The organism is Marinomonas spartinae (genome assembly GCF_016461715.1).
Lineage (GTDB): Bacteria > Pseudomonadota > Gammaproteobacteria > Pseudomonadales > Marinomonadaceae > Marinomonas > Marinomonas spartinae_A.
Genome location: NZ_JAEMUI010000004.1, coordinates 25,344 through 47,881 on the forward strand (window position 1 = coordinate 25,344; position 22,538 = coordinate 47,881).

At 45.1% G+C, this 22,538-nt stretch carries 19 protein-coding genes; 8 read left to right on the forward strand and 11 right to left on the reverse strand.

Annotated elements, in window-relative coordinates; all coding sequences use genetic code 11:
- Positions 1 to 8: 8 nt before the first annotated feature.
- The gene (locus tag JHD45_RS05455; RefSeq protein WP_199475500.1) at positions 9 to 1,238 is read right to left on the reverse strand and encodes an IS4 family transposase; all 1,230 of its coding nucleotides are present in this window, start codon (positions 1,236 to 1,238) and stop codon (positions 9 to 11) included.
- A 165-nt stretch (positions 1,239 to 1,403) separates the two neighbouring features.
- Positions 1,404 to 2,096: an NAD(P)H-binding protein gene (locus JHD45_RS05460; protein ID WP_199475501.1), complete on the reverse strand. Its 693-nt coding sequence runs from the start codon at positions 2,094 to 2,096 to the stop codon at positions 1,404 to 1,406.
- Between the two features lie 95 nt (positions 2,097 to 2,191).
- On the opposite strand from JHD45_RS05460, the gene JHD45_RS05465 reads away from it, so the two are divergent.
- Positions 2,192 to 3,088, forward strand: coding sequence for a LysR family transcriptional regulator (locus JHD45_RS05465; protein ID WP_199475502.1), 897 nt, complete (start codon positions 2,192 to 2,194; stop codon positions 3,086 to 3,088).
- Positions 3,089 to 3,115: 27 nt separating this feature from the next.
- On the opposite strand, the gene JHD45_RS05470 is transcribed toward JHD45_RS05465, so the two are convergent.
- Positions 3,116 to 4,003 (reverse strand): DMT family transporter, encoded by an 888-nt coding sequence (locus JHD45_RS05470; RefSeq protein ID WP_199475503.1) that lies wholly within the window; start codon positions 4,001 to 4,003, stop codon positions 3,116 to 3,118.
- 270 nt (positions 4,004 to 4,273) lie between these two features.
- Between JHD45_RS05470 and JHD45_RS05475 the strand changes: the two genes are divergently transcribed.
- Positions 4,274 to 4,870 carry a hypothetical protein gene (locus tag JHD45_RS05475; RefSeq protein WP_199475504.1) on the forward strand — a complete coding sequence of 199 codons (597 nt, stop codon included), beginning with the start codon at positions 4,274 to 4,276 and terminating at the stop codon, positions 4,868 to 4,870.
- A 91-nt stretch (positions 4,871 to 4,961) separates the two neighbouring features.
- Here the strand turns inward: JHD45_RS05475 and JHD45_RS05480 are convergent, their stop codons facing one another.
- Positions 4,962 to 5,237: a DUF1330 domain-containing protein gene (locus JHD45_RS05480; RefSeq protein ID WP_199475505.1), complete on the reverse strand. Its 276-nt coding sequence runs from the start codon at positions 5,235 to 5,237 to the stop codon at positions 4,962 to 4,964.
- Positions 5,238 to 5,411: 174 nt separating this feature from the next.
- On the opposite strand from JHD45_RS05480, the gene JHD45_RS05485 reads away from it, so the two are divergent.
- The gene (locus JHD45_RS05485; RefSeq protein WP_325097263.1) at positions 5,412 to 6,248 is read left to right on the forward strand and encodes a LysR family transcriptional regulator; all 837 of its coding nucleotides are present in this window, start codon (positions 5,412 to 5,414) and stop codon (positions 6,246 to 6,248) included.
- 39 nt (positions 6,249 to 6,287) lie between these two features.
- On the opposite strand, the gene JHD45_RS05490 is transcribed toward JHD45_RS05485, so the two are convergent.
- The 3 genes from JHD45_RS05490 to JHD45_RS05500 form a co-directional block, all read right to left on the reverse strand.
- Positions 6,288 to 6,515 carry a hypothetical protein gene (locus JHD45_RS05490; protein ID WP_199475506.1) on the reverse strand — a complete coding sequence of 76 codons (228 nt, stop codon included), beginning with the start codon at positions 6,513 to 6,515 and terminating at the stop codon, positions 6,288 to 6,290.
- Positions 6,516 to 6,648: 133 nt separating this feature from the next.
- A complete protein-coding gene (locus tag JHD45_RS22495; RefSeq protein ID WP_199475507.1) occupies positions 6,649 to 7,743 on the reverse strand; it encodes a methyl-accepting chemotaxis protein in 1,095 nt (364 codons plus the stop codon).
- Positions 7,744 to 7,902: 159 nt separating this feature from the next.
- Entirely contained in the window at positions 7,903 to 8,571 is a 669-nt protein-coding gene (locus JHD45_RS05500) for a metal-dependent hydrolase (RefSeq protein WP_199475508.1), read from the reverse strand.
- 260 nt (positions 8,572 to 8,831) lie between these two features.
- Here JHD45_RS05500 and mtgA point away from each other — a divergent pair, with 260 nt between their 5' ends.
- The 3 genes from mtgA to JHD45_RS22500 all read left to right on the forward strand — a co-directional run bounded on the left by mtgA (position 8,832) and on the right by JHD45_RS22500 (position 11,665).
- Positions 8,832 to 9,512 carry a monofunctional biosynthetic peptidoglycan transglycosylase gene (mtgA, locus tag JHD45_RS05505; protein WP_199475509.1) on the forward strand — a complete coding sequence of 227 codons (681 nt, stop codon included), beginning with the start codon at positions 8,832 to 8,834 and terminating at the stop codon, positions 9,510 to 9,512.
- 151 nt (positions 9,513 to 9,663) lie between these two features.
- Positions 9,664 to 10,077, forward strand: coding sequence for a universal stress protein (locus tag JHD45_RS05510; protein WP_199475510.1), 414 nt, complete (start codon positions 9,664 to 9,666; stop codon positions 10,075 to 10,077).
- Positions 10,078 to 10,351: 274 nt separating this feature from the next.
- Positions 10,352 to 11,665, forward strand: a complete 1,314-nt coding sequence (locus JHD45_RS22500) for a PAS domain-containing protein (RefSeq protein ID WP_199475511.1) — start codon at positions 10,352 to 10,354, stop codon at positions 11,663 to 11,665.
- 98 nt (positions 11,666 to 11,763) lie between these two features.
- On the opposite strand, the gene JHD45_RS05520 is transcribed toward JHD45_RS22500, so the two are convergent.
- Positions 11,764 to 12,555, reverse strand: a complete 792-nt coding sequence (locus tag JHD45_RS05520; RefSeq protein ID WP_199475512.1) for a DsbA family protein — start codon at positions 12,553 to 12,555, stop codon at positions 11,764 to 11,766.
- 231 nt (positions 12,556 to 12,786) lie between these two features.
- Here JHD45_RS05520 and JHD45_RS05525 point away from each other — a divergent pair, with 231 nt between their 5' ends.
- Both JHD45_RS05525 and JHD45_RS05530 read left to right on the forward strand, forming a co-directional pair.
- Positions 12,787 to 14,688, forward strand: a complete 1,902-nt coding sequence (locus tag JHD45_RS05525) for a B12-binding domain-containing radical SAM protein (protein ID WP_233407606.1) — start codon at positions 12,787 to 12,789, stop codon at positions 14,686 to 14,688.
- Positions 14,689 to 15,037: 349 nt separating this feature from the next.
- Positions 15,038 to 16,144: an NAD(P)-dependent alcohol dehydrogenase gene (locus JHD45_RS05530; RefSeq protein WP_199475514.1), complete on the forward strand. Its 1,107-nt coding sequence runs from the start codon at positions 15,038 to 15,040 to the stop codon at positions 16,142 to 16,144.
- Positions 16,145 to 16,250: 106 nt separating this feature from the next.
- Here the strand turns inward: JHD45_RS05530 and JHD45_RS05535 are convergent, their stop codons facing one another.
- Genes JHD45_RS05535 through JHD45_RS05545 form a run of 3 tightly spaced genes read right to left on the reverse strand, consistent with a single transcriptional unit; the run spans position 16,251 to position 22,330 of the window.
- Positions 16,251 to 18,797, reverse strand: a complete 2,547-nt coding sequence (locus tag JHD45_RS05535) for an FAD-binding oxidoreductase (protein ID WP_199475515.1) — start codon at positions 18,795 to 18,797, stop codon at positions 16,251 to 16,253.
- A 31-nt stretch (positions 18,798 to 18,828) separates the two neighbouring features.
- On the reverse strand, positions 18,829 to 20,553 hold the full coding sequence (locus tag JHD45_RS05540; RefSeq protein WP_199475516.1) for an alpha-keto acid decarboxylase family protein: 1,725 nt from the start codon (positions 20,551 to 20,553) through the stop codon (positions 18,829 to 18,831).
- Positions 20,540 to 22,330, reverse strand: coding sequence for a flavin monoamine oxidase family protein (locus JHD45_RS05545; protein ID WP_199475517.1), 1,791 nt, complete (start codon positions 22,328 to 22,330; stop codon positions 20,540 to 20,542). Before JHD45_RS05545 ends, JHD45_RS05540 begins: the two co-directional genes overlap by 14 nt.
- Between the last annotated feature and the right edge of the window lie 208 nt (positions 22,331 to 22,538).

The window sequence follows — 22,538 nt, forward strand, 5'->3', positions numbered from 1 at the left end:
TAATTTATTTAGCCTATCCGAGCAATTGGGGTCAGATGCTGAGGTATCCCCACAAATTTAATTAGCATTCCAAGACCCCAAGTTGATCTGCAAACTGTCGTATTCCAGTCTGCTTGGGGGATATTTAAGTCTGTATGGATCGCTCGCTTTCCTAAATAAAAGTAAGACAGAACTCGGCGACTTCGCGTGCTGTTGCTTTGAAATCGGTAGGAATAGCCTATCGAAGCAACAACACTTCCTATAAGAATGAGTATCATCGACGCCAATGTGGTCAGTAAAATAAGGTTTTTCAACCGATCCATTTTGCGAGTATTGTTCTGCTCAAATCCCAAACCAAAACGACAGCTTTTCATATCCCGAAAACCTTCTTCTATTTGCATCCGAGTTTTGTATGCGTTGACACAACGCTTAGAAAAATGTCGATTCACAGGAAGAGAAGATACCAATAACCACGGATCTTTAGCACCTCTCGCTGCTGTGAGAGACGTTTTCGAGGTTCTAATTTTGCCTTTTTGATTCGTTGAATGACGCCCTTTTGGCTGACTTTTATAGAGCACAAACTTGTTAGTGATTGGGTTCGTTTGGCGATGAATCAGTGATATTCTTTTTGGGCGAGAGCTTGCTTTAGGATAAAGTGTCGAGATGCAACGCCACGATTGCTTCTTTTGATCATAGTATTTTCGTGGCTTACGCACTCGTCCTACATAGTCCCACCCCAAATCAGCGACGGCATCCAGCCAAGGTGTCTTAAAACCTGCATCGGTAACAATAACGGGCTTTGCCGTGTCTGGTATTAGGGCTTTCAGCCTTTTCAAAAAATACTTATGTGTCTTTGATTTTTCTTTCGTGAGCCTGTCGTGTACTTCTTCATAGAGCGTAATAGGACGACCTTCAAAAGCGGTTGTCGCACGAATTAAAAAATGTTCTCCACGAGCATCAAGATCTGACCAATCGACACTTATGATTGGCTGTTTTTGAGGGATAAATATTTGACACATTGAGGCATATATTGTCAGGGCCTCTTGGCGTAATGAATGATTGGATAACAGCCTGTCTGAACGTTTAATTCGATGCTTCTCAAAGGCCTTTGATCGAATTCCTCTGCCAATGTTGGTGACAGAGCAAAAACTCCCTTCGGCAAGGCTAAGCACACAAGCGGATAAGGCTTTAAGCCGAGATTTATGCATGTTAGGGCTGACAATGGGGAGGATTTTGTTCAATATAGCGGTTGCGCTCATAGCTCTCAGTGAAAGTTTGTTTTTGGCGAAATAATTGATCACCAAGGGCTATGAACGTTCCCTTCTTGTACTAACTTTTTGATCTATATTGAGATTTTGTGGGGATACCTCAGGGTCAGATCCCTTAAACACTAAATGAGGTTGTAATTTACATTAGCGTTATTTTTAAGTGATCTGACTCATTTTATAACCTCTAATACAACTCGCAATCGCTGGTGCAGTTTGTATCAGTTCGTCTTTCTCGATAGCAGTGACCATAAATTTAGCAAAGTCGACGCGACGCACTCGGTTATGTGCAATGCGTTCATCTCCTACATGTTCTGCCCAAATAGGCATTCCTTCGCTATCGCCTTCTTCTAAATCACAGCCGCGCACGACGGTCCAAGGGGGCTTTGAGGCAAATATGGCATTAGTCGCGCGTACTTGATCGGCAATGTCGGCGATGCGTAGCCAGCGCGCCAATTTATCAAAGATGGCGACGAAACATTTTAGCTTGAAGGAGTACTGATCTTTGCCATCACGGCTAATGTGCCAACCACATGAGAAGATCAAACGTGCATTGGCTGGGGCGAAATCCAGCACAGCCTTGGCGGTATTCGTTGCGTAGCCTTTAATGCCCCAAGGTGCCAATACGGTTAATATGGCATCAACATTGGGCAATAAAACCCCCAATACTTCTCGGTCATCCGTGTACGCGGGTACTATGTGAATTGTATCTTTCCATGGCTCCAGTTTTTTGACACTTTGTGGGCGACACACTGCGGTTACTTGGTAACCTAGCAAGAGTGCTTCTTCGATCATGTATCTTCCCAGCTTGCCCGAGCCACCAATAATGGCAATGTGTTTGGTTACCGTCATTTTATCCACCTGTTCGTTTTTGTATGGATAAAGTCTAGCTAGGTCGATATGCTGTTAAAATTACCAAAAATTAAAGAACGGATATGCGTATTTGTATGGCAAATCAATACGAGCAATTAGATTGGAATGCCCTTAAAGCCTTTCTTGTCGCTGCGCGAGAAGGCTCTTTTTCTCAAGCCGCCAAGCACATTGGCGTGACTCAACCCACCTTGAGCCGACAGATTTATAACCTTGAAAGTACCCTCAAGGTCACCCTATTTGAACGCCTTAGCACGGGGTTAGTGCTCACCGAAGCAGGACAACATTTACTGGATTTCGCAGCGCCCATGGGCATGGCCGCGCAACAGGTGAGTTTGGCCGTATCAGGGTTATCATCTAATTTAGAGGGGGAAGTCAGCATTTCGGTCAGCGAAATAGATGCGCTGTTTCGACTGCCATCGATCACTGCCTTTTTAAGAGAACACGCTCCCACCATTCGACTCACTATTCATGTAAACAACAAAGTCAGTGACCTCAAGCGCCGAGACGCCGACATCGCCATCCGAAGCTTTCAACCAACCGAGCTGGATTTGACCGCACGTCGTTTGATTGACGAACCCATTTGGTTTTACGGCTTACCTGAGACAATCGCGCACTATGGCTCCCCCAAACAACCAAACGACCTTGGAGCGGTTGAAATCATTGGTTTTGAGAGAGAGGGTGAGCTGATCCGTCGCTTGAATGTGTTGGGCTGGCCACTGACAGAGCATCACTTCCCCATCGTGACGCCGTTTCAAGGATTACAATGGGAACTGGTCAAAAAGGGATTAGGCTTGGGATTATTTCCGCAATCCATAGGTGACAAAGAACCTAGCTTCGTCCGTGCCTTTGAACACTTTGGCTGCCCCATCACTGTGCCTTTATGGCTTGTCACACACCGTGAGCTGCACACCAACCCTCGCATTCGCAAAGTCTTCGATTTGATCGTGCAATGGTTTCAGGAGAATGATTAATCAGTAGTTCTGTATCAGATTAAAAATCTACTCGCGTTTATGCTGTAAGTAGATCACATATAAGCCACTGGCAATAACAATGCCTGCTCCCACAATGGTCCATCTGTCTGGCAGTTCTCTAAACACTAAGAAGCCAATAATGGTGGCAAACACTAATAAGCTGTAATTGAAAGGTTGTAGTATCGAGGCGGGGGCATACTCTAGGGCTTTCACTAGTAAAAGCTGTGCAGCAACACTCATAATAGAGATCACGGCCAATAGAATCCATTCCTGCATGCTTGGCTCACGCCATACCGTCACACCAAAAACCGTTGCACACACACAACCGACCAAGGCCATATAGAGTATGTTGGTATTAAAACCATCCCCAGCGGAACTCACCTGACGGGTCACCACATGATAACCAGCAAAACACAAAGCAGCAGTTAAAGGTATCAGCGACTCAGGTTTAAAGACTTCCAGCCCGGGTCGTAAAATAATCAGTGTTCCGATAAAACCGACGCACACCGCCAACCAACATTTCAGACTTACCCGTTCCCCTAAGATGGGTGCCGCCAAGGCAATTGCCATTAATGGAAACACCGCCATCAGGGAATGCGCTTCTGCTAAGCCAAGATAACGCAATGCCAAATTGAAAATCGCAATCTCAGCAATGGACAATAAGGAACGTAACACCTGCAACTTAGGGCGCACCGAACGTAATGCATGACGAACCGTGCTGTGACGTGACACCCAAATGATCGCAAACAATGCAAACACCCAATAGCGCACAAGTACCACTTGCGCCACCGACATCTCCTGCACGAGGATTTTCGTCACGGCATCTTGTGAGGCGAATACCAACATCGCGGCTAAACATAACAACACACCTTTTCCCACTAGGGTACGCTCCGCTTCCATGTCTAATGGGCTCATGTGGTTATTCGCCTTTTATCGTTGGTTTAATAATGGGGATGCTCGGATTGTAGTGTATCTCAATAGCGTTGAGAATCTCGATTGTCGGCTTGATTCTCAACCCTACAGCGGACTGGGTTGTTGGGAGCATTTTATCGAGTACTATGGATATCTGAGCGATTCACCTTAAACGACCTATTTTGGTGCAAATCTGACGTATTTTGTCCGTCTGTTTTAGAACGAAGTCGGTAGAATCGAGTTTTACTATGATCGTAAGTGTAGAGAGGACACATGGAATTCAATATCAAGCTTATTTTTAGTGGCATCGCCATTGTATTAGCGATTATTGGATTTGTGCCTTACATTGTGTTGATCTTACGAGGCCTAGTGAAGCCCCATGTGTTTTCGTGGGTGATTTGGGGTATTACCACTACCACTGTTTTCTTTGCCCAACTGGAAGCCGAGGGCGGCATAGGAGCATGGCCTATTGGGTTATCAGGGGTTGTAACGATTCTGATTGCCATATTGGCCTATACCAAACGCGGCGATGCCACTATCAGCAAATTGGATTGGAGCTTTTTGATCGTGGCCTTGGCTTCACTACCACTGTGGTACATTACCAATGATCCATTATGGACGGTGGTCATTCTGACCACTATCGATATGATCGGCTTTGGACCTACCTTTCGCAAGGCCTACTATCGTCCCTTTGAAGAAAGCCGAATTTTTTTCATTATCATGATTTTACGTAATGTTTGCTCGGTGGTGGCGCTGCAAGCCTACTCCATTACCACGGTGCTGTTTCCATTCTGCTTAGCGGTGGGCTTTTTGATTTTATTGATCATCCTGCAGCTGCGTCGTAGTGCGCTAACCCAGCAAGCGGCTTAATCTCATTGACGCTAAATTAGGGGGTAATTGGCTCCAGGTGACAATTACCCCTATTTCAGAAAGTTATCTCTCTTGCGGTCATTACTGACGACTATAACAGCTGGAAAGTACTGCGAATACCAGCTTCACGAAGCGGCGCTAATGCTTGATAGGCGTCGCTGTTGTACCAGTTTCTAGCACTTTCTTTATCGGGGAATTCAATAATGGCTTTTTTACTATGTTCGGATTCCCCATGCAGTATTTCTGCTTCTCCCTTGGCGATAAATCGGCCGCCATAGGGCTCTATAGTGGCCTTTGCTTGAGCGCTGTACTCTGCCAATTTATCTTGATCAATTACTGTTGAATCGACAATCACAAAGCTAGTCATGTTTCTGTCTCCTTAAGACAAGTGAATAGGTTGACTTAGCTTAAGATTGTGTTGTTTATTTAACAATATCGATATAATTAACATAGTGTTTATATAAATGAACAACATAAAGCTCTCACCTTTGCGGAAGTCGCCTCCAAACGTTCCTATACTGCCGCCGCTAAAAAGCTAGGCATTAGCAAGTCGGCCATTAGTCAACAAATCAAACGTTTAGAGGAGGCCATTGGTCAGCAACTTCTAATACGCAGCACACGAGGCGTCTTGCTAACCGCAGCGGGGGAAACCTTGCTCGCTCGCAGTGAGTTATTAGATGAGCAGCTTAATATGGCCTTCACGGAATTAAACCAAATTAAGGAGCAACCTAGCGGGCTCTTTAAAGTGTCCGTTCCGCCTTTTTCCGAAAAAGAAGTTGTGATGCCTGCCATCCGGCAATTGTGTCTCGAGTTTCCGCTGATCACCCCTGAGATTGTGGTGACCGCCAAATGGCAAGATCTGATAGAACATCAACTCGACGCCGCCATTTTTGGTGGGGATATTAAAGACTGTGACTATCGCGCTTTATCGGTCAGCACCGTATCAGAGATATTCTGTGCCTCACCGCGCTACACGGCCCAATACGGCTTCCCCAAAAACTTAGAAGAACTCGCACAACACAAATTCATAGCGACGGCATGGCATAGACCCAAAATCGAGGTGTTTGATAACCACCTCGATAATAAACAAATGATCTCTCTTGACCACTGTGTCAAAATAAATAGCCTAGCCACAGGACTTGAAGCGACATTACTGGACATGGGAATAGCCCTGCTGCCCGAATTTTTAGTGCAAAAGCATTTGCAAGACGGCGGTTTACAAAGGGTACTCCCCGAATGTCGCGGCAAGGATTGGCACTTTTATTTTTTACATCAATATAAGGGGGAGAAACCACTGCATGTCTCACGCTTCTATCAGCTGTATCGTCACTATTTTTTAAAAACGTGCGCTACGAATAAAGAGTATAGCAAGCCATGACTCCTTATTTTCCATCATTAAAGGAGTAGAATTCGCGCTTTACTCTACTGGTTCATCCTTTAGAAATGCCTTCATATCTTCACTTGAGAACATTTCTTTTAAATCTTCATCCGTTAATTCTGATCCTTTAGTTGTATTAATAACAACGCTTTCTCCATCTACCTCAATAGTGTGCTGCTCAAACTCCAAACCACTGTCGGCAGAGGCATCGGGGTCGTTGCAACCAACGATCAAAGTTAACACAGCAATCACAAAAATGAACTTCATGTCCTTTACATCCCTTTGCTTTCCAGAAATATCGCCAGTCTAAATGATTAGACGGCTTCTTAATAGCAGGATAACAGGCATACAACAAGAGACGGATTCGTTCGCCTCTTTGTTTATTAAGCCTCTGCCTTTACTAAACAATGGTTTCTTGAAGCTGTGTTGAGAGGGCTTTTGCTTCTAGGGTTCGTTCATTGAGGTGTTGTAATCGTTCGTTCACTTCCACCGCCAATTTGCCAATATTGATTTGCTTAGTGGAATTTTCATTAACCAGTCGGTTAATTTCATTCACTTCGGTGCAGATTTCGGCCAGAGATTCACCCGCTTTGTTGGTTAGCTCAACGGTATCCTGCACGGAGTGGACACTACCATCAATGTTGTTCACGGCTTCTGAAACACCCTTTTGCAGGCTTTCTATCATGACTTGAATGTCGTGAGTGGATTGTTGGGTTTTGCTGGCAAGGTTACGCACTTCATCGGCAACCACAGCAAAGCCTCGACCTTGTTCGCCCGCACGGGCGGCTTCAATGGCTGCATTAAGAGCTAACAAGTTGGTTTGGTCGGCAATACTACGAATGACGTCCAGCACAGAGGAAATTTGTTCCGAGTTGTTAGAAAGCAGATTGATTACATCGGCTGTAGAGGACACTTGCTGAGTCAGTTCTTTCAAGACACCTTCCGCCAATTGCAAATTGTGCTGTCCTTGATTGGCATCGCTCACCAAGACACCAACCTTTTGCGTGATAATTTCAGTATTGGCTGCCACCCCTTGAATAAGCGGCGCGCTATGCTGGCGGTGCTTGAGAATATCAGACAAATCTTGCTCTTGTTTATTAACAATCTGAAGTAGCGCGTCAAGTTTACTCTGTGGTGCTGTATTCGCTGTTGTGACATGCCGTTCTTCCTGTTTCGGTTGCGTCAGTTCCTGAATAGCTTGGTCGACCCAAAGTAGGAAATCGTCGACCTCCGCAGGCAAGGTAAATTGAGGGTGATCAGGCATATGTTTCGCCAGTCTGTCAGCAACCAACAACAGAGCCTGATGTTGTTGGCGCCCTTTTTTTAGGGCGTTAAACGTGGAAAACATAGCAATGGCGGCGAGTAGCCAAACCAATATTAGGCTGGCAAGCGTTGGCATACTATCGGTCAGAGTGAGCGGCATTGTCAAAGCAATGGCAATGAGTATTTCAGCAGTCATCAACCCAGTAAACCACACGTTCTGTCTAGCATTCATGATGTATTCCTATTTTTATTATTGTGAATCATGTTTTGATAAGAACACAGAATAGATGAAATACACAATTATTTATATGCTAACCAATTTGGATTTTGAGATAGCCATTGAGTCTATCGCCAAGAAGAGCAACACATTAAAGATAGCCCTGTGATGTTATTAAGCAAACGTAGGCAACCAAGTAAACGTCTTATGCCATACATCTGGATTGGGACTTAGCCAGTACCCCAAAGCACAACAGAGAACGAGCAAAAGCGATGTCCAAGGTTCGCTCCAGTCTGTGAGTTTCAGAGCGCTACCAAAGGAGCGCTTAACGCGCATTCCAGACAATTCAATGCTGTATAGTTCGTCGAGAATGAGGTGTATGGTCGCCCCTAAGAAGATAAATACTCCTACGCCCCATGCGGTTTTCGCACTCAGATCGAAGACATGAAACGAGATTACGACCGAGATCACGGTAAACATCAGGTTGGCTAGCAAGCTGTGTAGTGTTCCTCGGTGAATGGTGAGTTGTTCAAACCCCCACTGTATCGGGAAGCGTACCACTAGGTAGCCGACTAGCGCTAAAGCCAGCACTTGCCAATGGGGCAACTGGTTCACACATAGAACAACGGTAAGTCCTGCGACCAAGGCGCCAAGCAAGCGAAAGACGATCCGAATGGCAATGGACTCATCGGAATCGATATCAGGCAACATCCCGCCAAGTGTTCCAGCTAAGGCATACAGAATAGCGTCACTCATAGTCGCAAATCCCATAATAAAGGCGCTTGCGGCGAGTGGCGCACTGAGTATGGCAGCCACAGTCACATGAGTTTTGAAGTCAGCCATTTTGATGGTTCCTTATTACGCAGATGTAAGGCGGGATATTGGTTTAAAGAAGATATATCGTTAGTGAGCGCATACTACAGGAATCAGACTTCAGAATTAAAGACGACAAAATGTAAAGGAATCATAAACATCTAAGCTGCCAGCTTGCCGCTTGTCGCTTTCGTTGAGCGCCCTCTTAGCAAAATGACAGGAGATGGATAACTTTTTTGTTTATACTCTTGCTCAACATGGGCCTCATCCAAGCTGATAAGAGACAATGAATGGCAAAGCGTAAACGTAGTATTTTAGGTAAAGTATGGTTTGTTGTATGGCGTTTTTATCTGGTTCTGCTTCTCGTTTTATTGGTCTTTCGGTTTGTGCCGCCACCGACCACATCCTTTATGCTACAAAGTCCTTATCCAGTGACTCAACAGTGGATAAACATCGATAAGCTGCCACCCTACGTGCCGCTCGCTTTCGTTGCCTCAGAAGATCAACGGTTTCCATATCATTTTGGCATTGATTTTACCGCCATTGGTCATGCCATCAGCCAATATGACGATGGTGACGGTCTGCGTGGCGCCAGTACCATCACCCAGCAAACGGCAAAGAACCTTTTCTTATGGCCTGCGCGCAGTTTTATTCGTAAAGGCCTCGGAGCCATATTAGCCGTCAGTCTTGAGGCCATTTGGGGCAGAAAGCGTATCTTAGAGGTGTACTTAAACATAGCGGAATTTGGTAAAGGCATTTATGGTATTGAAGCGGCTAGCCAGCACTATTTTGGCAAGTCTGCAAGTAAGCTAACCAAAGATGAAGCCGCACGGTTGGCGGTGCTATTACCCGACCCTCGTGAACGCAATCCTAACCATTTAACGCCGTATCTTCGCGACAGGGTCAATTGGGTAGAGCAACAAATGCAGCAGCTCGGTGCGGGCTATCTTAAATCTATTTTAGGGCGCTAGACGCTCACCGTCTCAAGGAGCCGTTATATAGAAGCATCTCTATAACAGCTCCTTATTAGCTCGTCTCCTATTACCTTCCACCTTAACTCCATAGTCTTGACTCTGATTGCTCTATACTCAAAGGAAGCCAAAAACTAAAAGGAGGCTTGTTATGTATGACCATATCGCTGTACCCGTGGACTTAGCCCACGCAGACAAATTAGAAAAAGCGCTAAAAGTCACTGGAGATCTTGCCAAGCTGTATTCAGCCAAGGTGTTTCTACTTGCCGTGTCAACGTCTGCAGCAAATGAAGTTTCCCATGATCCTGAGGAGTTCAAAAGTAGGCTGGATGCTTTTGCTGAAATGAAAAAACAGGAGTTTGGCGTTGAGTTTGTTGGCGTGGTGGTTCCTTGCACAGACCCTGCCGCCGATATGGATCACGTGTTAAATCACTGGCTACATGACAATCCTATCGATTTGATCGTCATGGCCTCCCATGTTCCCAGTTTTAAAGACCACTTTTTCCATCCCCACGGCAGCTATTTAACGTCCCATACGGACAAGTCTATTATGCTCGTTCGTTAATTTCTGAATGACTAGGGGTAAGGGAATGCCCCCTAATCACTCTGACTACCCCTCTATCCTCTCACTACCTTAGCCACCAGCCACTGTATAGAACCTGAACCGAGTACATAAATGCAACAAATCTCATCTATTCAAACAACATAACACACACATTTAACTAAAAATCATAACGCTTATGAAATTAATTTATACATGATTCCTTGTTATATTCCTTGATACAGAACGTTTGCACGGACCTTACGTTATCAACTGATCCTGTGTGAAGGAAAGTCTTATGCTACTGAGCAAAAAACATAAACAAAAAATTGATGATACCATTCAGTCTATTATGAACGTACTTCCAGAAACAAAAATAGACTTGGAAGACCGTTTTGATGTCATATCCCATATATCCAAAATCGTAACCGATAAGCTACAAGCCGCCTATAGCACCGAGCAAACCCTAAGAAAAGAACTCGAATCAGCTAACCAACAGCTCATCTCCGCTGAAGAAGCCATCAACAATTATGAGCAACGGTTTAATTTAATGTGTGAAGCGACGGCAGATGGCCTTTGGGATCTTACGTTTATTCCTGGAAGAGAGTTTGATGAGAATTACCCATTTTGGTGGTCACAAGCGTTCCGCAATATGCTGGGTTACCATGATGAGAATGATTTTCCAAATATTGCTAGGAGCTGGTCAGACAGATTGCATCCTGACGATAAAAACGCGACATTCGATGCTTTTACAGCACATCTAAACGACAAATCAGGTCGCACAGGTTATGACATTGAATACCGTCTCAAATTAAAAAGCGGTGAGTATCGTTGGTTCCGCGCTCGAGGAGCAACCCTTAGAGACAGTCAAGGTAACCCATTACGCGTGGCCGGTGCGCTTACGGACGTACATGAAGAGAAGCTAGGACAAAAAGAAAGACGTAAATTTATTGATCGTTTTGAACTGGCCAATAAAATGCTTTCTGACGGGTTATGGGACATGGAAGTTATCGCTGGCGACCCTGTGAACCCTGATAACCCATTCTGGTGGTCAGACCAATTCCGTCATCTTTTAGGTTTTGAAAATGAAAACGACTTTCCCAACGTGCTTGATAGCTGGGCTTCTCGTTTACATCCAGATGAAAGCAAAGACGTGGTGGATGCTTTTTCCAAACACCTCAAGGATCGTACTGGCAAAACCCCTTACGAGATTAATTACCGACTCAAGATGAAATCAGGGGAATACCGTTGGTTCAACGCAAGAGGGGAGACAAAACGAGATGCACAGGGCAACCCACTACGTGTTGTCGGAGCCTTAACAGATATTGATGCCCAAATTCATCAGGACAACATACACGAAACAGAAATGGAATATCAAAATAAGATGAAGGAGAATTTCTTAAAAATTGGAGAAATTGTAGAAATAATTAGCGATATTGCCAAGCAAACGAACCTACTCGCCCTTAATGCCGCCATCGAAGCCGCTCGGGCCGGAGAGCAAGGCCGAGGATTTGCTGTCGTAGCTGATGAAGTGAGAAACCTTGCTTCGCGCACACAAAGCGCCACGGAACAAGCGGCTAAGTTAGTCGCCAGTAACGAATTATCTGACTAACATCAAGCCAGTTTACGTATGCTAATGGCCATAATTCAAAACAATAAAAAGAGATTTGGTTTAGCAAATCTCTTTTTGTTTTTTCATTTTACGCTTGCTTAGTCCTGGCTAGCTTGATCAATCGCCTGCTGCAACGTTTGCTCGTCCACTGCGCCGCCGATCACGATGGTATTTTTCACTGTGGCACCACTAGCGGGTGTAATAATAAAGCCAGGTGTCCCTTGGAAACCCACCTGACGAGATAGTTGATCGTTGATCATAATGGTTTTCTTATACTCTTCGTCAGAGACTTTCTTCAAAGGCGCTTTGAGAGCGGCTTTTGCAACTTTTTGAATATCGGCATTGGTCAATTTGCCTTCATCATGATTCGTTGCGAAAATGCCATTATGGTAGCTAAGATAAGCTTTAGCTCCTTTTTGATGCCAAATTTCTAGGCCTGCAAACGCGGCCGTTGCGGAGGTTTCCCAGCGTGATGCAAAAATCGGCCAATCACGGAAAATAAACTTCACATTCGGATTGGCTTTCATGAGCTGTTCCACTTCGGGAGCCATTTTATGGCAATAGAAGCACTGATAATCAAAAAACTCCGTCACAGTCACTTTGGCATCTTTCGGACCAATGTGCGGAATACCGTCCAGCTTCATTAAGGCGGCATGGGCTTTCACAGCCGATATTGTCAACGCTGACTGCTCTGCTTCCTGCTGTTTCTTTTGGAGCTCTTGGCTCACTTGAACCAGAATTTCAGGGTGTTTTATTAAGTAGTCTGCGGCAATTTTGCCAATCTGTTCTTGCTGATCTGTTGAAAAAGAGCTGCTGTCACTAGCGTATGCCATTGTCGTGGTTGCCATGATAGCTGTTGAAGATAAAACGGCTAATAGTTGTTTTTTCATACTGATATCCAATCATATTTACAAACATAAAGACCCATTGACTACCATATCGACGCAATAGCAGCAAAGCAACGCGCAATTGTGGAGAGATTGGGGTTCACTATGGGTGTATTTCTCGTCCCCCTGCGAATTAATAAGACTTTTATTCAGGCCATTTGCTAAAATCCACTTCATTCCTATTAGGTTTTACTTTAAAGGCAAGCTATGACCGTTCTTCTGATGACCCCACCCATGACCCAGTTAAATACTCCGTATCCAGCGACGGCCTATCTAACTGGTTTTTTGCGCTCTCGGGGCTATGAGGCGGTGCAGCGAGACCCTGCCATCGAATTGTTTCTTGAGATGATGACAGCCCCCGCGTTGGATATTATCCGCCAGCATGTGGAGGCCAATTTTGAGTCTTTTGAGGATGATGAGCTACCTGATGTGATCTTTACCTTTTTGGCCGAGTTTGATCGTTATCGTACTTGTGTCGAGCCGGTTATTCGCTTTTTACAAGGCAAAGATTCCAGCCTTGCTTTACGCATTATCTCACGTCGCTTTTTACCAGAAGGCCCAGCCTTCAATGTGATCGCACAGATGGAAGCCGTCTCGGGGGACATACTCAAAACCGCTTTTGGTGATCTTGGTGTCCAAGATAAGGCCAAGTATCTGGCAACCTTGTTTATCAACGATTTGTCTGCCGTAATTACTCAAGGGGTTGATCCCTATTTTGAAGTCAGCCGTTATGGTGAGCGGTTGGCGGCAGCCAATCCAAGTTTTGACGATCTATACAACACGTTAATGGATGAGCCGAGTTTTAGTTCTGAGATTCTAGAACAGCTCGTTGAGCAATATCTAGAAGAAGCTCAACCCAGTGTTGTCGCGCTCACCGTACCTTTCCCTGGTAATATGCTGGGAGCACTGCGCATTGCGCAAACCTGTAAAGACATTAACCCTGACCTGCCTGTGGTACTAGGCGGCGGTTTTGTGAACACAGAGCTTCGCGCACTGAAAGACCCACGGGTATTCGAATTTGTCGATTTTATCTGTGTTGACGATGGCGAGCGGCCTTTTATGACTTTGCTGGAATTCTTTGATGGCAAACGCGAAATTGATGAGTTGGTGCGTACTTACTTTCTTGCAGAAAACGAAAACGGCGAGCCCTACGTGCACTATAACGAAAACGCCGAGTTGCACGATATTCCTCAAACCGATGTCGGCACGCCGATATACGATGGCTTACCGTTAACAGAATACTTGTCTCTGTGTGAAATGCTCAACCCCATGCACCGCATCTGGAGCGATGGTCGCTGGAATAAGTTGACCATTGCCCACGGTTGTTATTGGCGCAAGTGCAGCTTCTGTGATGTGACACTGGATTACATTGACCGCTACGATGCCGCTGGCGCCGACATTCTGGTGGATCGTATTGAAGAATTGATAGAAGAAACGGGGCAAACAGGTTTCCATTTTGTCGATGAAGCGGCACCACCAAAGGCCTTATTTGCGCTGGCAAAGCGCTTGATCGAACGGGGCGTAGTGATCAGTTGGTGGGGTAATATTCGCTTTGAGAAAACCTTCACCCCAGAGCGCTGCCAATTACTGGCGGATTCTGGCTGCATCGCCGTGAGCGGCGGCTTGGAAGTGGCGTCCGACCGATTGCTTAAACTGATGAAAAAAGGCGTGAGTGTCGAGCAAGTAGCCCGAGTGACCAAAGCATTCAGTGATGCTGGTATTCTGGTGCATGCTTATTTGATGTATGGCTTCCCAACGCAGACCGAGCAAGAAACCATTGATGCGCTAGAAATGGTGCGACAAATGATGGGGCAAGGCTGTTTTCAGTCTGCTTTTTGGCACCGCTTTGCCGCCACTGCCCATAGCCCTATTGGCATCAATCCCGATGCGTATGGCATTACCCTTGCCGAACGACCCAATATTTTGTTTGCCGAAAACGACGTCGATTTCACCGACCCAACGGGCACCGACCATGAGATGTTGGGGGATGGACTGCGCAAAGCGCTCTATAATTATATGCATGGCATTGGCTTTGATCAGCCGATGAGTTTTTGGTTTGACCAACCCGTTGCCCATACTAAGGTAAAAAAAGATCTGATTTCTAGCGCGATAAACAATTTGATTGTCAGTAGTTAACGCGACTGCGCGAACCTAGATCCCCTTGCAGTATGTGGAAGATTCGACGTCACTTGTGGAGGCATTGTTGTCCCGACAAGCCCTAGCACTGGTGCATTTATGAGCATTAACGACTAACGACATATGCGCTAAAGAATGTCATGCTCTGTCATGGTCAGAACCCATCGACCCATATCGACAAACCATCATCTTATTTTTTCCACGATACTCGTTTTCTACTTGTTGTAAAAAATAGTTTAATATCATATTGTTTAATATATAAACAATACAGTTTGCCTTACCGATTAAAAAACCCCAGATGTCATGTCTGGATTGCTCATCAAATAACAACAATAAGGTGGAAATGATCATGAAAATTTTGGCCGCTATCGCACGTGAAACGGGAAAACCTTTCAGTGTCGAACACATTGATATTGAAGAACCAAGACAAGACGAAATCCTTGTTAAAGTCGTCGCTACGGGGGTTTGTCATACAGACCTTGTGGTTCGTGACGGCATGCTGCCCACACCACTGCCCGCAGTATTAGGCCACGAAGGTGCGGGGATTGTTGAAAAAGTGGGAGCTGGTATCAGCAAAGTCAAACCTGGTGATCATGTGGTGATGACATTCAACTCATGCGGTACTTGCCCAAGTTGTAAAAATCACGATATCAGCTATTGCCATGAATTCTTTCCACGCAATTTTGAAGGAACACGCAGCGACGGTTCCAGTGCTTTGAGCCAAGATGGCACCCCCATTACAAGTAACTTCTTTGGGCAATCATCCTTTGCTAGCTATGCCATTTGTAACGAGCTGAATGTAGTGAAAGTCCCCACCGACATTAAACTTGAGCTATTAGGCCCCCTAGCCTGCGGTATTCAAACTGGCGCGGGATCTGTCCTAAATGCTTTGCAAGTCTCTCAAGGTGATAGTTTTGTGGTATTCGGTACAGGTTCAGTAGGGTTATCCGCTGTCATGGCAGCAAATGCCGTTTCTGCGACCACGATTATCGCGGTGGATATGAACGATGATCGCTTAGCACTTGCGAAAAGTTTAGGAGCCACCCACACCATCAACCCCGGCAAAGTTAACAGTACCGAAGAAATCCTCAAAATCACTGGTTATGGGGCGAAATTTGCCCTCGACACCACAGGGATTCCTGCCGTCATAAAAGGGGCAGTAGAAAGCCTTGCACCAAAAGGCACCTGTGGCATTCTCGGTGCCTCTGGACCAGACACGGAAATATCGTTCAATGAAACACATTTTATGAGCGGCGGTCGACGCTTAATGGGAATCGTGGAAGGGGAATCGAATCCTGATGTCTTTATTCCTGAACTGATTCGACTCTATCAAGCTGGCAAGTTTCCCTTTGATAAATTGATCAAGATGTACGATTTTCAAGACATCAACCAAGCCGTTGAAGACTCGGAATCAGGCGTGACCATTAAGCCTGTTGTAACCATGCCAGCCGCCTAGTCACAATCAGACGGCTCAAATAAGCAGAACACCGCTAACAGAAATGAAAAAGCGCCAATTCAATCAGAGCTGGCGCTTTTTTGTCTCCTTACTTCCCGTCGATCTCTTAAATAATGGTTTTACGTTTTCGTAAATAATTATAGGGATCTTGCACATACTCTTTTTTGACGTTAACCAGTTGAGTATAGTTTTTATCAAAGTACACAGACGTCGGAATAGACGCATCTTTAAAACTGATAAAGGCACCTGAAGTGTGGGGGATAAAACACTTACGAGCTTCCTCAATCCAGTCCATGGCACGATTAACCCTAGTGTAGACGAAGTTATCCTGGCCTTTCACTTTGTTAGCCAAACTCTCATTCCACCACGTTTGATACTGGATGGTATAGAGCTTGTCTTCATACGGAAAGGCACTACCAGAGAATAGATTGGCACTTTTTTGTTGGTTGTCACTGTCCTGATAATAAGGCCCTGTAATCGCGCCAAGGGTTACATAACAATACAAGCCTTTTTCTCGGTTTTTTGTACCGATCAATGGGGAAGTCAAACTCTGCAGAAGCTCAGTATAGCCGGCATGAGGGGCTTTATTGTCACTTAACCAATCAGGATCCACTAGACGAGAGGTAATTTTATGGGGCGCTGGCTGATCTAAATCTGGTGGCAAGGGGGCCGACTGATGACCATTTTGCAACGCTTTGGTTTGATCAAACGACTCTCTATCCCAGGCACTCATTAGTTGCTTACCGTAGTCATGCCCAAGACCGGCTACACCATCGATACGAATCGCGTCCGGCTGTGGTATGAAACACGCCTTAATGAATGCGTCTAAAGCGGCTTTCGTACCTGCCCAATAACCATACATAACGCAGTTATGCTTAATGTTCGATACATTAAAGTTTTTGGTTTTCATGGAATTGGGTGATTCAGCGTCGCCATATTTACCGTTTATTTTCAGGTTAGTACCAATCAGTTCGCAATGCTGACCCGTAATCACTTGCTCCCAGCACTGTAATATTTTCAAGGTAGGGTGCTGTTCGCTAAGCTCAATGCCAGTACCATTGGATTCTGTTTGATAAGGGTTCCATTCCAACTCAAATTTAATCAAAGACGGTGGCAAGTCAAAGGTTTGGATCTCGAATTCAATCACAATACCGTAACTTAAGCCCCCGCCGCCTTTTAAGGCCCATAATAATTCTGGCTTATTGTGTAAGGAAACGGTTTCCACCTGACCATCCCCTAAAATCACTTTCGCTGCGACCAAGCTTTCACAGCACATGCCATGCGCTCGTGTCCATGGCCCCCAGCCGCCTCCCATAATAAAGCCAGGGATAGCCACAGTGGCGCAAGTTCCATGGGGTATCATCACCCCATCGCGAGCCAGCTTTGTCGTTAATACTTCAAAACGATTGCCCGGACCGACTTTGACACGTTTTGTGGTAGGGTCAAACTCGTAACGGTCTAACCCCATTAAATCCAGTAACACGGTGTTCGTGCCACTGCATTCCCCTTCATGATCATGACCACCAGAACGAATACTAATCGGCAGTTTTTTCTCTTTGGCTAATGCAAACGCCTCTCGTACATCGTCTTCCGTCTGACACAGAACAATCACGGCTGGCACTTTTTGAATCCGGCGATTAAAGATTTGTGCTTGCTCACTAAAGGCGACAAACTGGTAGTCTTGCTCCTGCTGGGTCAGTTGCTGATGATCAGACAGATTCGCATCCAACCCCAAGCCTCGGCTTAGCAGCTTTTCTTTGCCTATTTTGTTGCCTAGCTCCACGATATAGCGCCTAAATAGCAAGCTGTTGCTGATAACCAAATTGTCCGCTATATAGAGATTGGCAATAAAACTCGTTAATTCGCCCTTTTTATAGATTGATTGAGACGTATCAATATCTTTTTGAAGGTAAGGAGATATCTCCACGTCCAGCGTTGTATTATTCCGCTCCTGTGGAATGGTGAGCCTTATCTCTAACCATATGTCAGTATTCTCTTTCGCCTCATAACGGGCCGCTATCGACGACTCGCCCGTAGAGGATTTAAAAGAAAAAGACACCTTCTCGCCCTTTGGGATAACGTTGGGAAAGCAACTAGGCAAGTTGTTCCCTGACGGGCACAATATCAAGTCAACAGCCGATTCATTATTAATCATCAGGCGAGTGTCTAACATGCTGGCGGAGGTCACCATATTGGTGAGCATATCAGCATGTTGAACATTAACATTTTCTTGGGATAAGACACTGTTCGAAAAACTTTCTTGCGAACTAAACTGGTCTTTACGATGGTGAAGAGTCATTATCTGAGGGGCTGGTTGAGGTGCCTGTATCGGCAGGTTTGCGTCCAACGGAATCTCTTTACCATTAATATAAAGAGACATTTTTTCTCCATCATGGGTAATGGTTGCCGCTAGTGTTTCCCCTTCCTTTAGTCCCCCTTGTCGAGAGATGAAAAATTGATCGTCTGTCATCGATGTCAACCGTATCGAAATGCGTGCGCCGTCAATCGCAAACAAAGACAGCGTCATAACCTCGTCTTTTTTATACTGATATAACAAGCTATCGAATTTGACATTGAACAGAAATGAAACGGAGAAAGAAAAGTGAGCCCCTTTTTCTCCCTGATGCATTGGGTTAAATTTTTTCGGTTCCATGGGCATATTGAATCCTTAAACTTGCTTAATATTAATGACACAGACAGTCTGCATAAGGCTTTTCATTGATCGAATCCGCTAGGTTTTTGACAGCGGGAGCAAGGTCCTGTTTCGGTATAATGACTTCCACTAGATAGGCTTTTCCTTGATGAGTGTGAATCTCATTAAGACAATCCATTAGCGCTTTTCCCAACTCCACTTTGAAAAAGCCCACACCATAAGCCGTCGCTAACCCTTCATAATTCCAACTCGCTAATTCATCAAACGGCGCAAATTTTCCATTAGGGGCAAACGCACAGATATCCACAAAGGACTGCTCAATGGCATAGACCTGATTGCTCATTACAAACACGACGGAATTAAGCTTATTTCGTGCTATTGTGGATAGTGCCTGACACATCATCATAAAACCGCCATCCCCTGCGACCACCATGGCACGACGATCATTCACCATACTAACCCCTGTCGCACAACCCGTTTCATGCCCTAAGGATCCCCATGCGGCATCGCAAATAAAGCTGTCTTGGACAAAACCATTCATCCGAATCGCCATGTATAAAGAGGAGCTTTCCCCTAAAATCAGGTTTAATTTAGGATGCAACGCATGATTGTGAATGTGTTTATTGAGTATGGTAAAAAAGTGCTCATAGCTTAATGGTTCGTTTAAGACCTTATCGTCCCACGGATAGCTGTCCAGAGTTGGCAAATCTTGAGGCGTTAACATCCCTTGAGCCTTTTTAAAGCACGCCGTTAAACCTCTTATAACGTCTTTTAAAAATACATCATGATACGCAATATTACCTATTCGAGAGGATGCCATATCAACCGATATCATTTGGTTATATTGTTTGGTCAGTAAATTCAAATAGTCATCTGTAAAAATGGCCCCTAACGACAAAATAACATCACTGTCTGACACATAACGATTGGTCTCCTCCAATGACGCCGCATCCGCATAGGTACCAATAAAAGGGAGCCCTGCCTCTTCATCTAACACACTTTTCGCCAGTGATGTTGTGGTATAGGGCAAACCTGAAGCGCTGAGCAAATCCATGACATCGGCTTGTAAACCTAAACGAGCGATTTCAATCCCCAGAATCATGACGGGCTGTTTGGCTTGCTGTAGTTTGAGATAGGTATTATCAACAAAATGCGCTAGTTGATCTTGATTACTAGTAGGCCCCCTCAAATCCAATTGATCCAATGGCGCCACACAAGGCTCTCCCCACACATTAGACCAAGCTTCTAAATAGATAGGCCGTTTATGCAACATCGCCAAACGCAATGCCTCATCTATTTTTGCCGGTGCCGTCATCACGCTGTCTAACACTTCAGACGCAACCGTTACGGCGGTAAAGACTTTTTGGTCTGCTAATAAATCACCCGTTGAGTGATGAAAAAGCGCTCCTGTATTGGCAATGATTTCTCGATCACTTTGGCTAGGGCTGGCGCTGATCACCACGACAGGATTCCGTTCGACATAAGACCCTGCCGTGGCGTTGATCACACTCAAAGTACCAACGCCATACTGTACAGACACAGCGCCAATGCCTTTATAGCGCGCATACCCATCTGCAGCATAACCTGCACCTAGCTCATTAACATCACCGACAGCGTCAATGCCATCAAAAGCCTCTAAGGCCTCCATAAAGTGACTGACATAATCTCCTGGAACCTGAAACACCTTATCTAGGCCAAGCTGTTGTAAGCGGGTCAGCAAATAATCAGCAACGGTAAACACCTTATTGTTGGACATGGTTGATTCCTTCATAGGCAAATACAGTCACTTCATCTAGCGTCTTATGACCATCTTCTACGGGCTCTTGAGGTTGCTCCAGATCGCAAGCGCCAGGGCAAGGAACAGGTAGGTAACTATAATTTTTGTCGCGTAACCAAGTCGGCGTTGTTAGTCCGAAAAACTCTTCTAATGTAGATTCTGCCGTGTTTAGGGCACCTTCTACCCAACCTTGCTCATAGGAATAGGCTTCACCCACAATGTAAATTGACTCACTTTCTACAGGGTGTCGCATCCTGCACATAATATCATCCAGACGATAACCGGACTTCCATTCATGCCAACCACCGCCATAGGGATCATCACCCCATTCTTGATACACAGCAGAATACGGCATAGGTAAGCCTTTTTGATTGTGCACTGCTTCTATTTGGCGCTGCGCGGACTCGACCATTTCTTGGGTAATAGGAAACTCATTATCCAATATAATCTTATCCGTATTCTTCAACCCAAATTTAGGCATAAAGCCCTTATATGGAGCACCTTTTTCCATTCCTTTCCAAAAAGGAATGGTCTCCACGTCGTTATAGGACGCCATCAATAAGGAGTTCATGGTTTTTTCGCCGCCCTCTTGTTCGCATTCTGTCCCCATATAATAGGTTTGACGAATAGGCAAGTCGGTTACTGAACGGCCGGCAACTAAACCAAGGCTTCTCCACCAAGGCGTCTCATAAGCCAAAAACATTTTGAGGGCTTTTTGAATTAATACAGAGGGGATATTGTCTTTTAGCCAATCATTTTCAAAGAAGTCTGATTTAATCAATTCAAGAGAACGACGAGGCATGGCTAAAATGATTTTCTTCGCTTCTACACTCACCTTTGACTGGGTATCATCATCCTCCGTTTTACCTGAACCGCAAGTGGTGGTTGGCTGAAAGACCAAGGTATAGGGATACTCTTTTCCAGAATGTATTTTAATTTCCGCAAGGCGCATGTTCATCTTCACACGCTCATCCTCTGGCAACATTCCCTTAGCCGTTACAAACTGTTCGCATAAGCATAAAGGTAACGCTTGAAAACCGTCTTTCAAGGTTTTAAAAACGGTATCGTCTTTGTATTCTGTGGCCGGTAGTTGGGTAACCGCATTGGCATTCGCTACATTGGCATCATAGCCACCTGCGTCTTTCATAAATTGATAAGCTTCGTTGCTAAGAACACGTTCTAGCAGATTCCAAAAACCATACTTCCAGATTTCTTTGCCGAATACCTTCACTTTCATTTGTTCACAAAGCGGCATATCAGCAAAACCAGGACAGATCAGGTTCATCACCTTGACCTGAAGGTTTTCCGGGCCGTAACCCCGCTCTGACCAATCTAAGTTATAGGGAATCTTGTCAGGGCATTCAGCAAAATCACGGTAACGGAAATACTGACCACGTAAGTAAAACAAATTATTTTCTGCCCCGGCTAACGGTTTGTCGTCACCCGTTTTTTCACTTAACTCAGGATATAGAGGAAGAGAGGAGCCCATGGGGAAATCTTTTTCGGCAAGATCTAGCGTTTTTACTAAACTATTGACCATCACATGTTGGTCTGGAATCCAGCGCATTCCTCCTAACTCAGCTACCACATTTGGCAAGCCAGGAAGTTTTCGGCTATACAAGCGACCGCCAATCCGGTTACTGTATTCAAACAGAGCTATTTTTTCACTGTGTCCACAGTCCTGTTGCAAACGCCAAGCACTGTATACCCCTGATACACCACCACCGATCACCGCTATATCTAATTTTGCATTCATTACTTTTACTCCCTTTAGTCTATGCCTTACTCACAGGCTTTCAGGGATAATGCAGAGAAAATTAAAAGATGGCTATTACAGCTTATTACACTAGATTGAGCCCTTAATGGAAAATCTCTTTGCTTCAATTTTTATCGGGAAACCAAAAAAGCCAGCACCCTCCCCGTGAGGCGGTGCTGGCTTTTTAAAGGAGCAGTATTTTCACAGC

Coding starts and splice junctions, on each gene's coding strand:
- JHD45_RS05455 (WP_199475500.1), bottom strand. CDS start 1,238: ATGAGCGCAACCGCTATATTGAACAAAATCCTCCCCATTGTCAGCCCT.
- JHD45_RS05460 (WP_199475501.1), bottom strand. CDS start 2,096: ATGACGGTAACCAAACACATTGCCATTATTGGTGGCTCGGGCAAGCTG.
- JHD45_RS05465 (WP_199475502.1), top strand. CDS start 2,192: ATGGCAAATCAATACGAGCAATTAGATTGGAATGCCCTTAAAGCCTTT.
- JHD45_RS05470 (WP_199475503.1), bottom strand. CDS start 4,003: ATGAGCCCATTAGACATGGAAGCGGAGCGTACCCTAGTGGGAAAAGGT.
- JHD45_RS05475 (WP_199475504.1), top strand. CDS start 4,274: ATGGAATTCAATATCAAGCTTATTTTTAGTGGCATCGCCATTGTATTA.
- JHD45_RS05480 (WP_199475505.1), bottom strand. CDS start 5,237: ATGACTAGCTTTGTGATTGTCGATTCAACAGTAATTGATCAAGATAAA.
- JHD45_RS05490 (WP_199475506.1), bottom strand. CDS start 6,515: ATGAAGTTCATTTTTGTGATTGCTGTGTTAACTTTGATCGTTGGTTGC.
- JHD45_RS22495 (WP_199475507.1), bottom strand. CDS start 7,743: ATGAATGCTAGACAGAACGTGTGGTTTACTGGGTTGATGACTGCTGAA.
- JHD45_RS05500 (WP_199475508.1), bottom strand. CDS start 8,571: ATGGCTGACTTCAAAACTCATGTGACTGTGGCTGCCATACTCAGTGCG.
- mtgA (WP_199475509.1), top strand. CDS start 8,832: ATGGCAAAGCGTAAACGTAGTATTTTAGGTAAAGTATGGTTTGTTGTA.
- JHD45_RS05510 (WP_199475510.1), top strand. CDS start 9,664: ATGTATGACCATATCGCTGTACCCGTGGACTTAGCCCACGCAGACAAA.
- JHD45_RS22500 (WP_199475511.1), top strand. CDS start 10,352: ATGCTACTGAGCAAAAAACATAAACAAAAAATTGATGATACCATTCAG.
- JHD45_RS05520 (WP_199475512.1), bottom strand. CDS start 12,555: ATGAAAAAACAACTATTAGCCGTTTTATCTTCAACAGCTATCATGGCA.
- JHD45_RS05525 (WP_233407606.1), top strand. CDS start 12,787: ATGACCCAGTTAAATACTCCGTATCCAGCGACGGCCTATCTAACTGGT.
- JHD45_RS05530 (WP_199475514.1), top strand. CDS start 15,038: ATGAAAATTTTGGCCGCTATCGCACGTGAAACGGGAAAACCTTTCAGT.
- JHD45_RS05535 (WP_199475515.1), bottom strand. CDS start 18,797: ATGGAACCGAAAAAATTTAACCCAATGCATCAGGGAGAAAAAGGGGCT.
- JHD45_RS05540 (WP_199475516.1), bottom strand. CDS start 20,553: ATGTCCAACAATAAGGTGTTTACCGTTGCTGATTATTTGCTGACCCGC.
- JHD45_RS05545 (WP_199475517.1), bottom strand. CDS start 22,330: ATGAATGCAAAATTAGATATAGCGGTGATCGGTGGTGGTGTATCAGGG.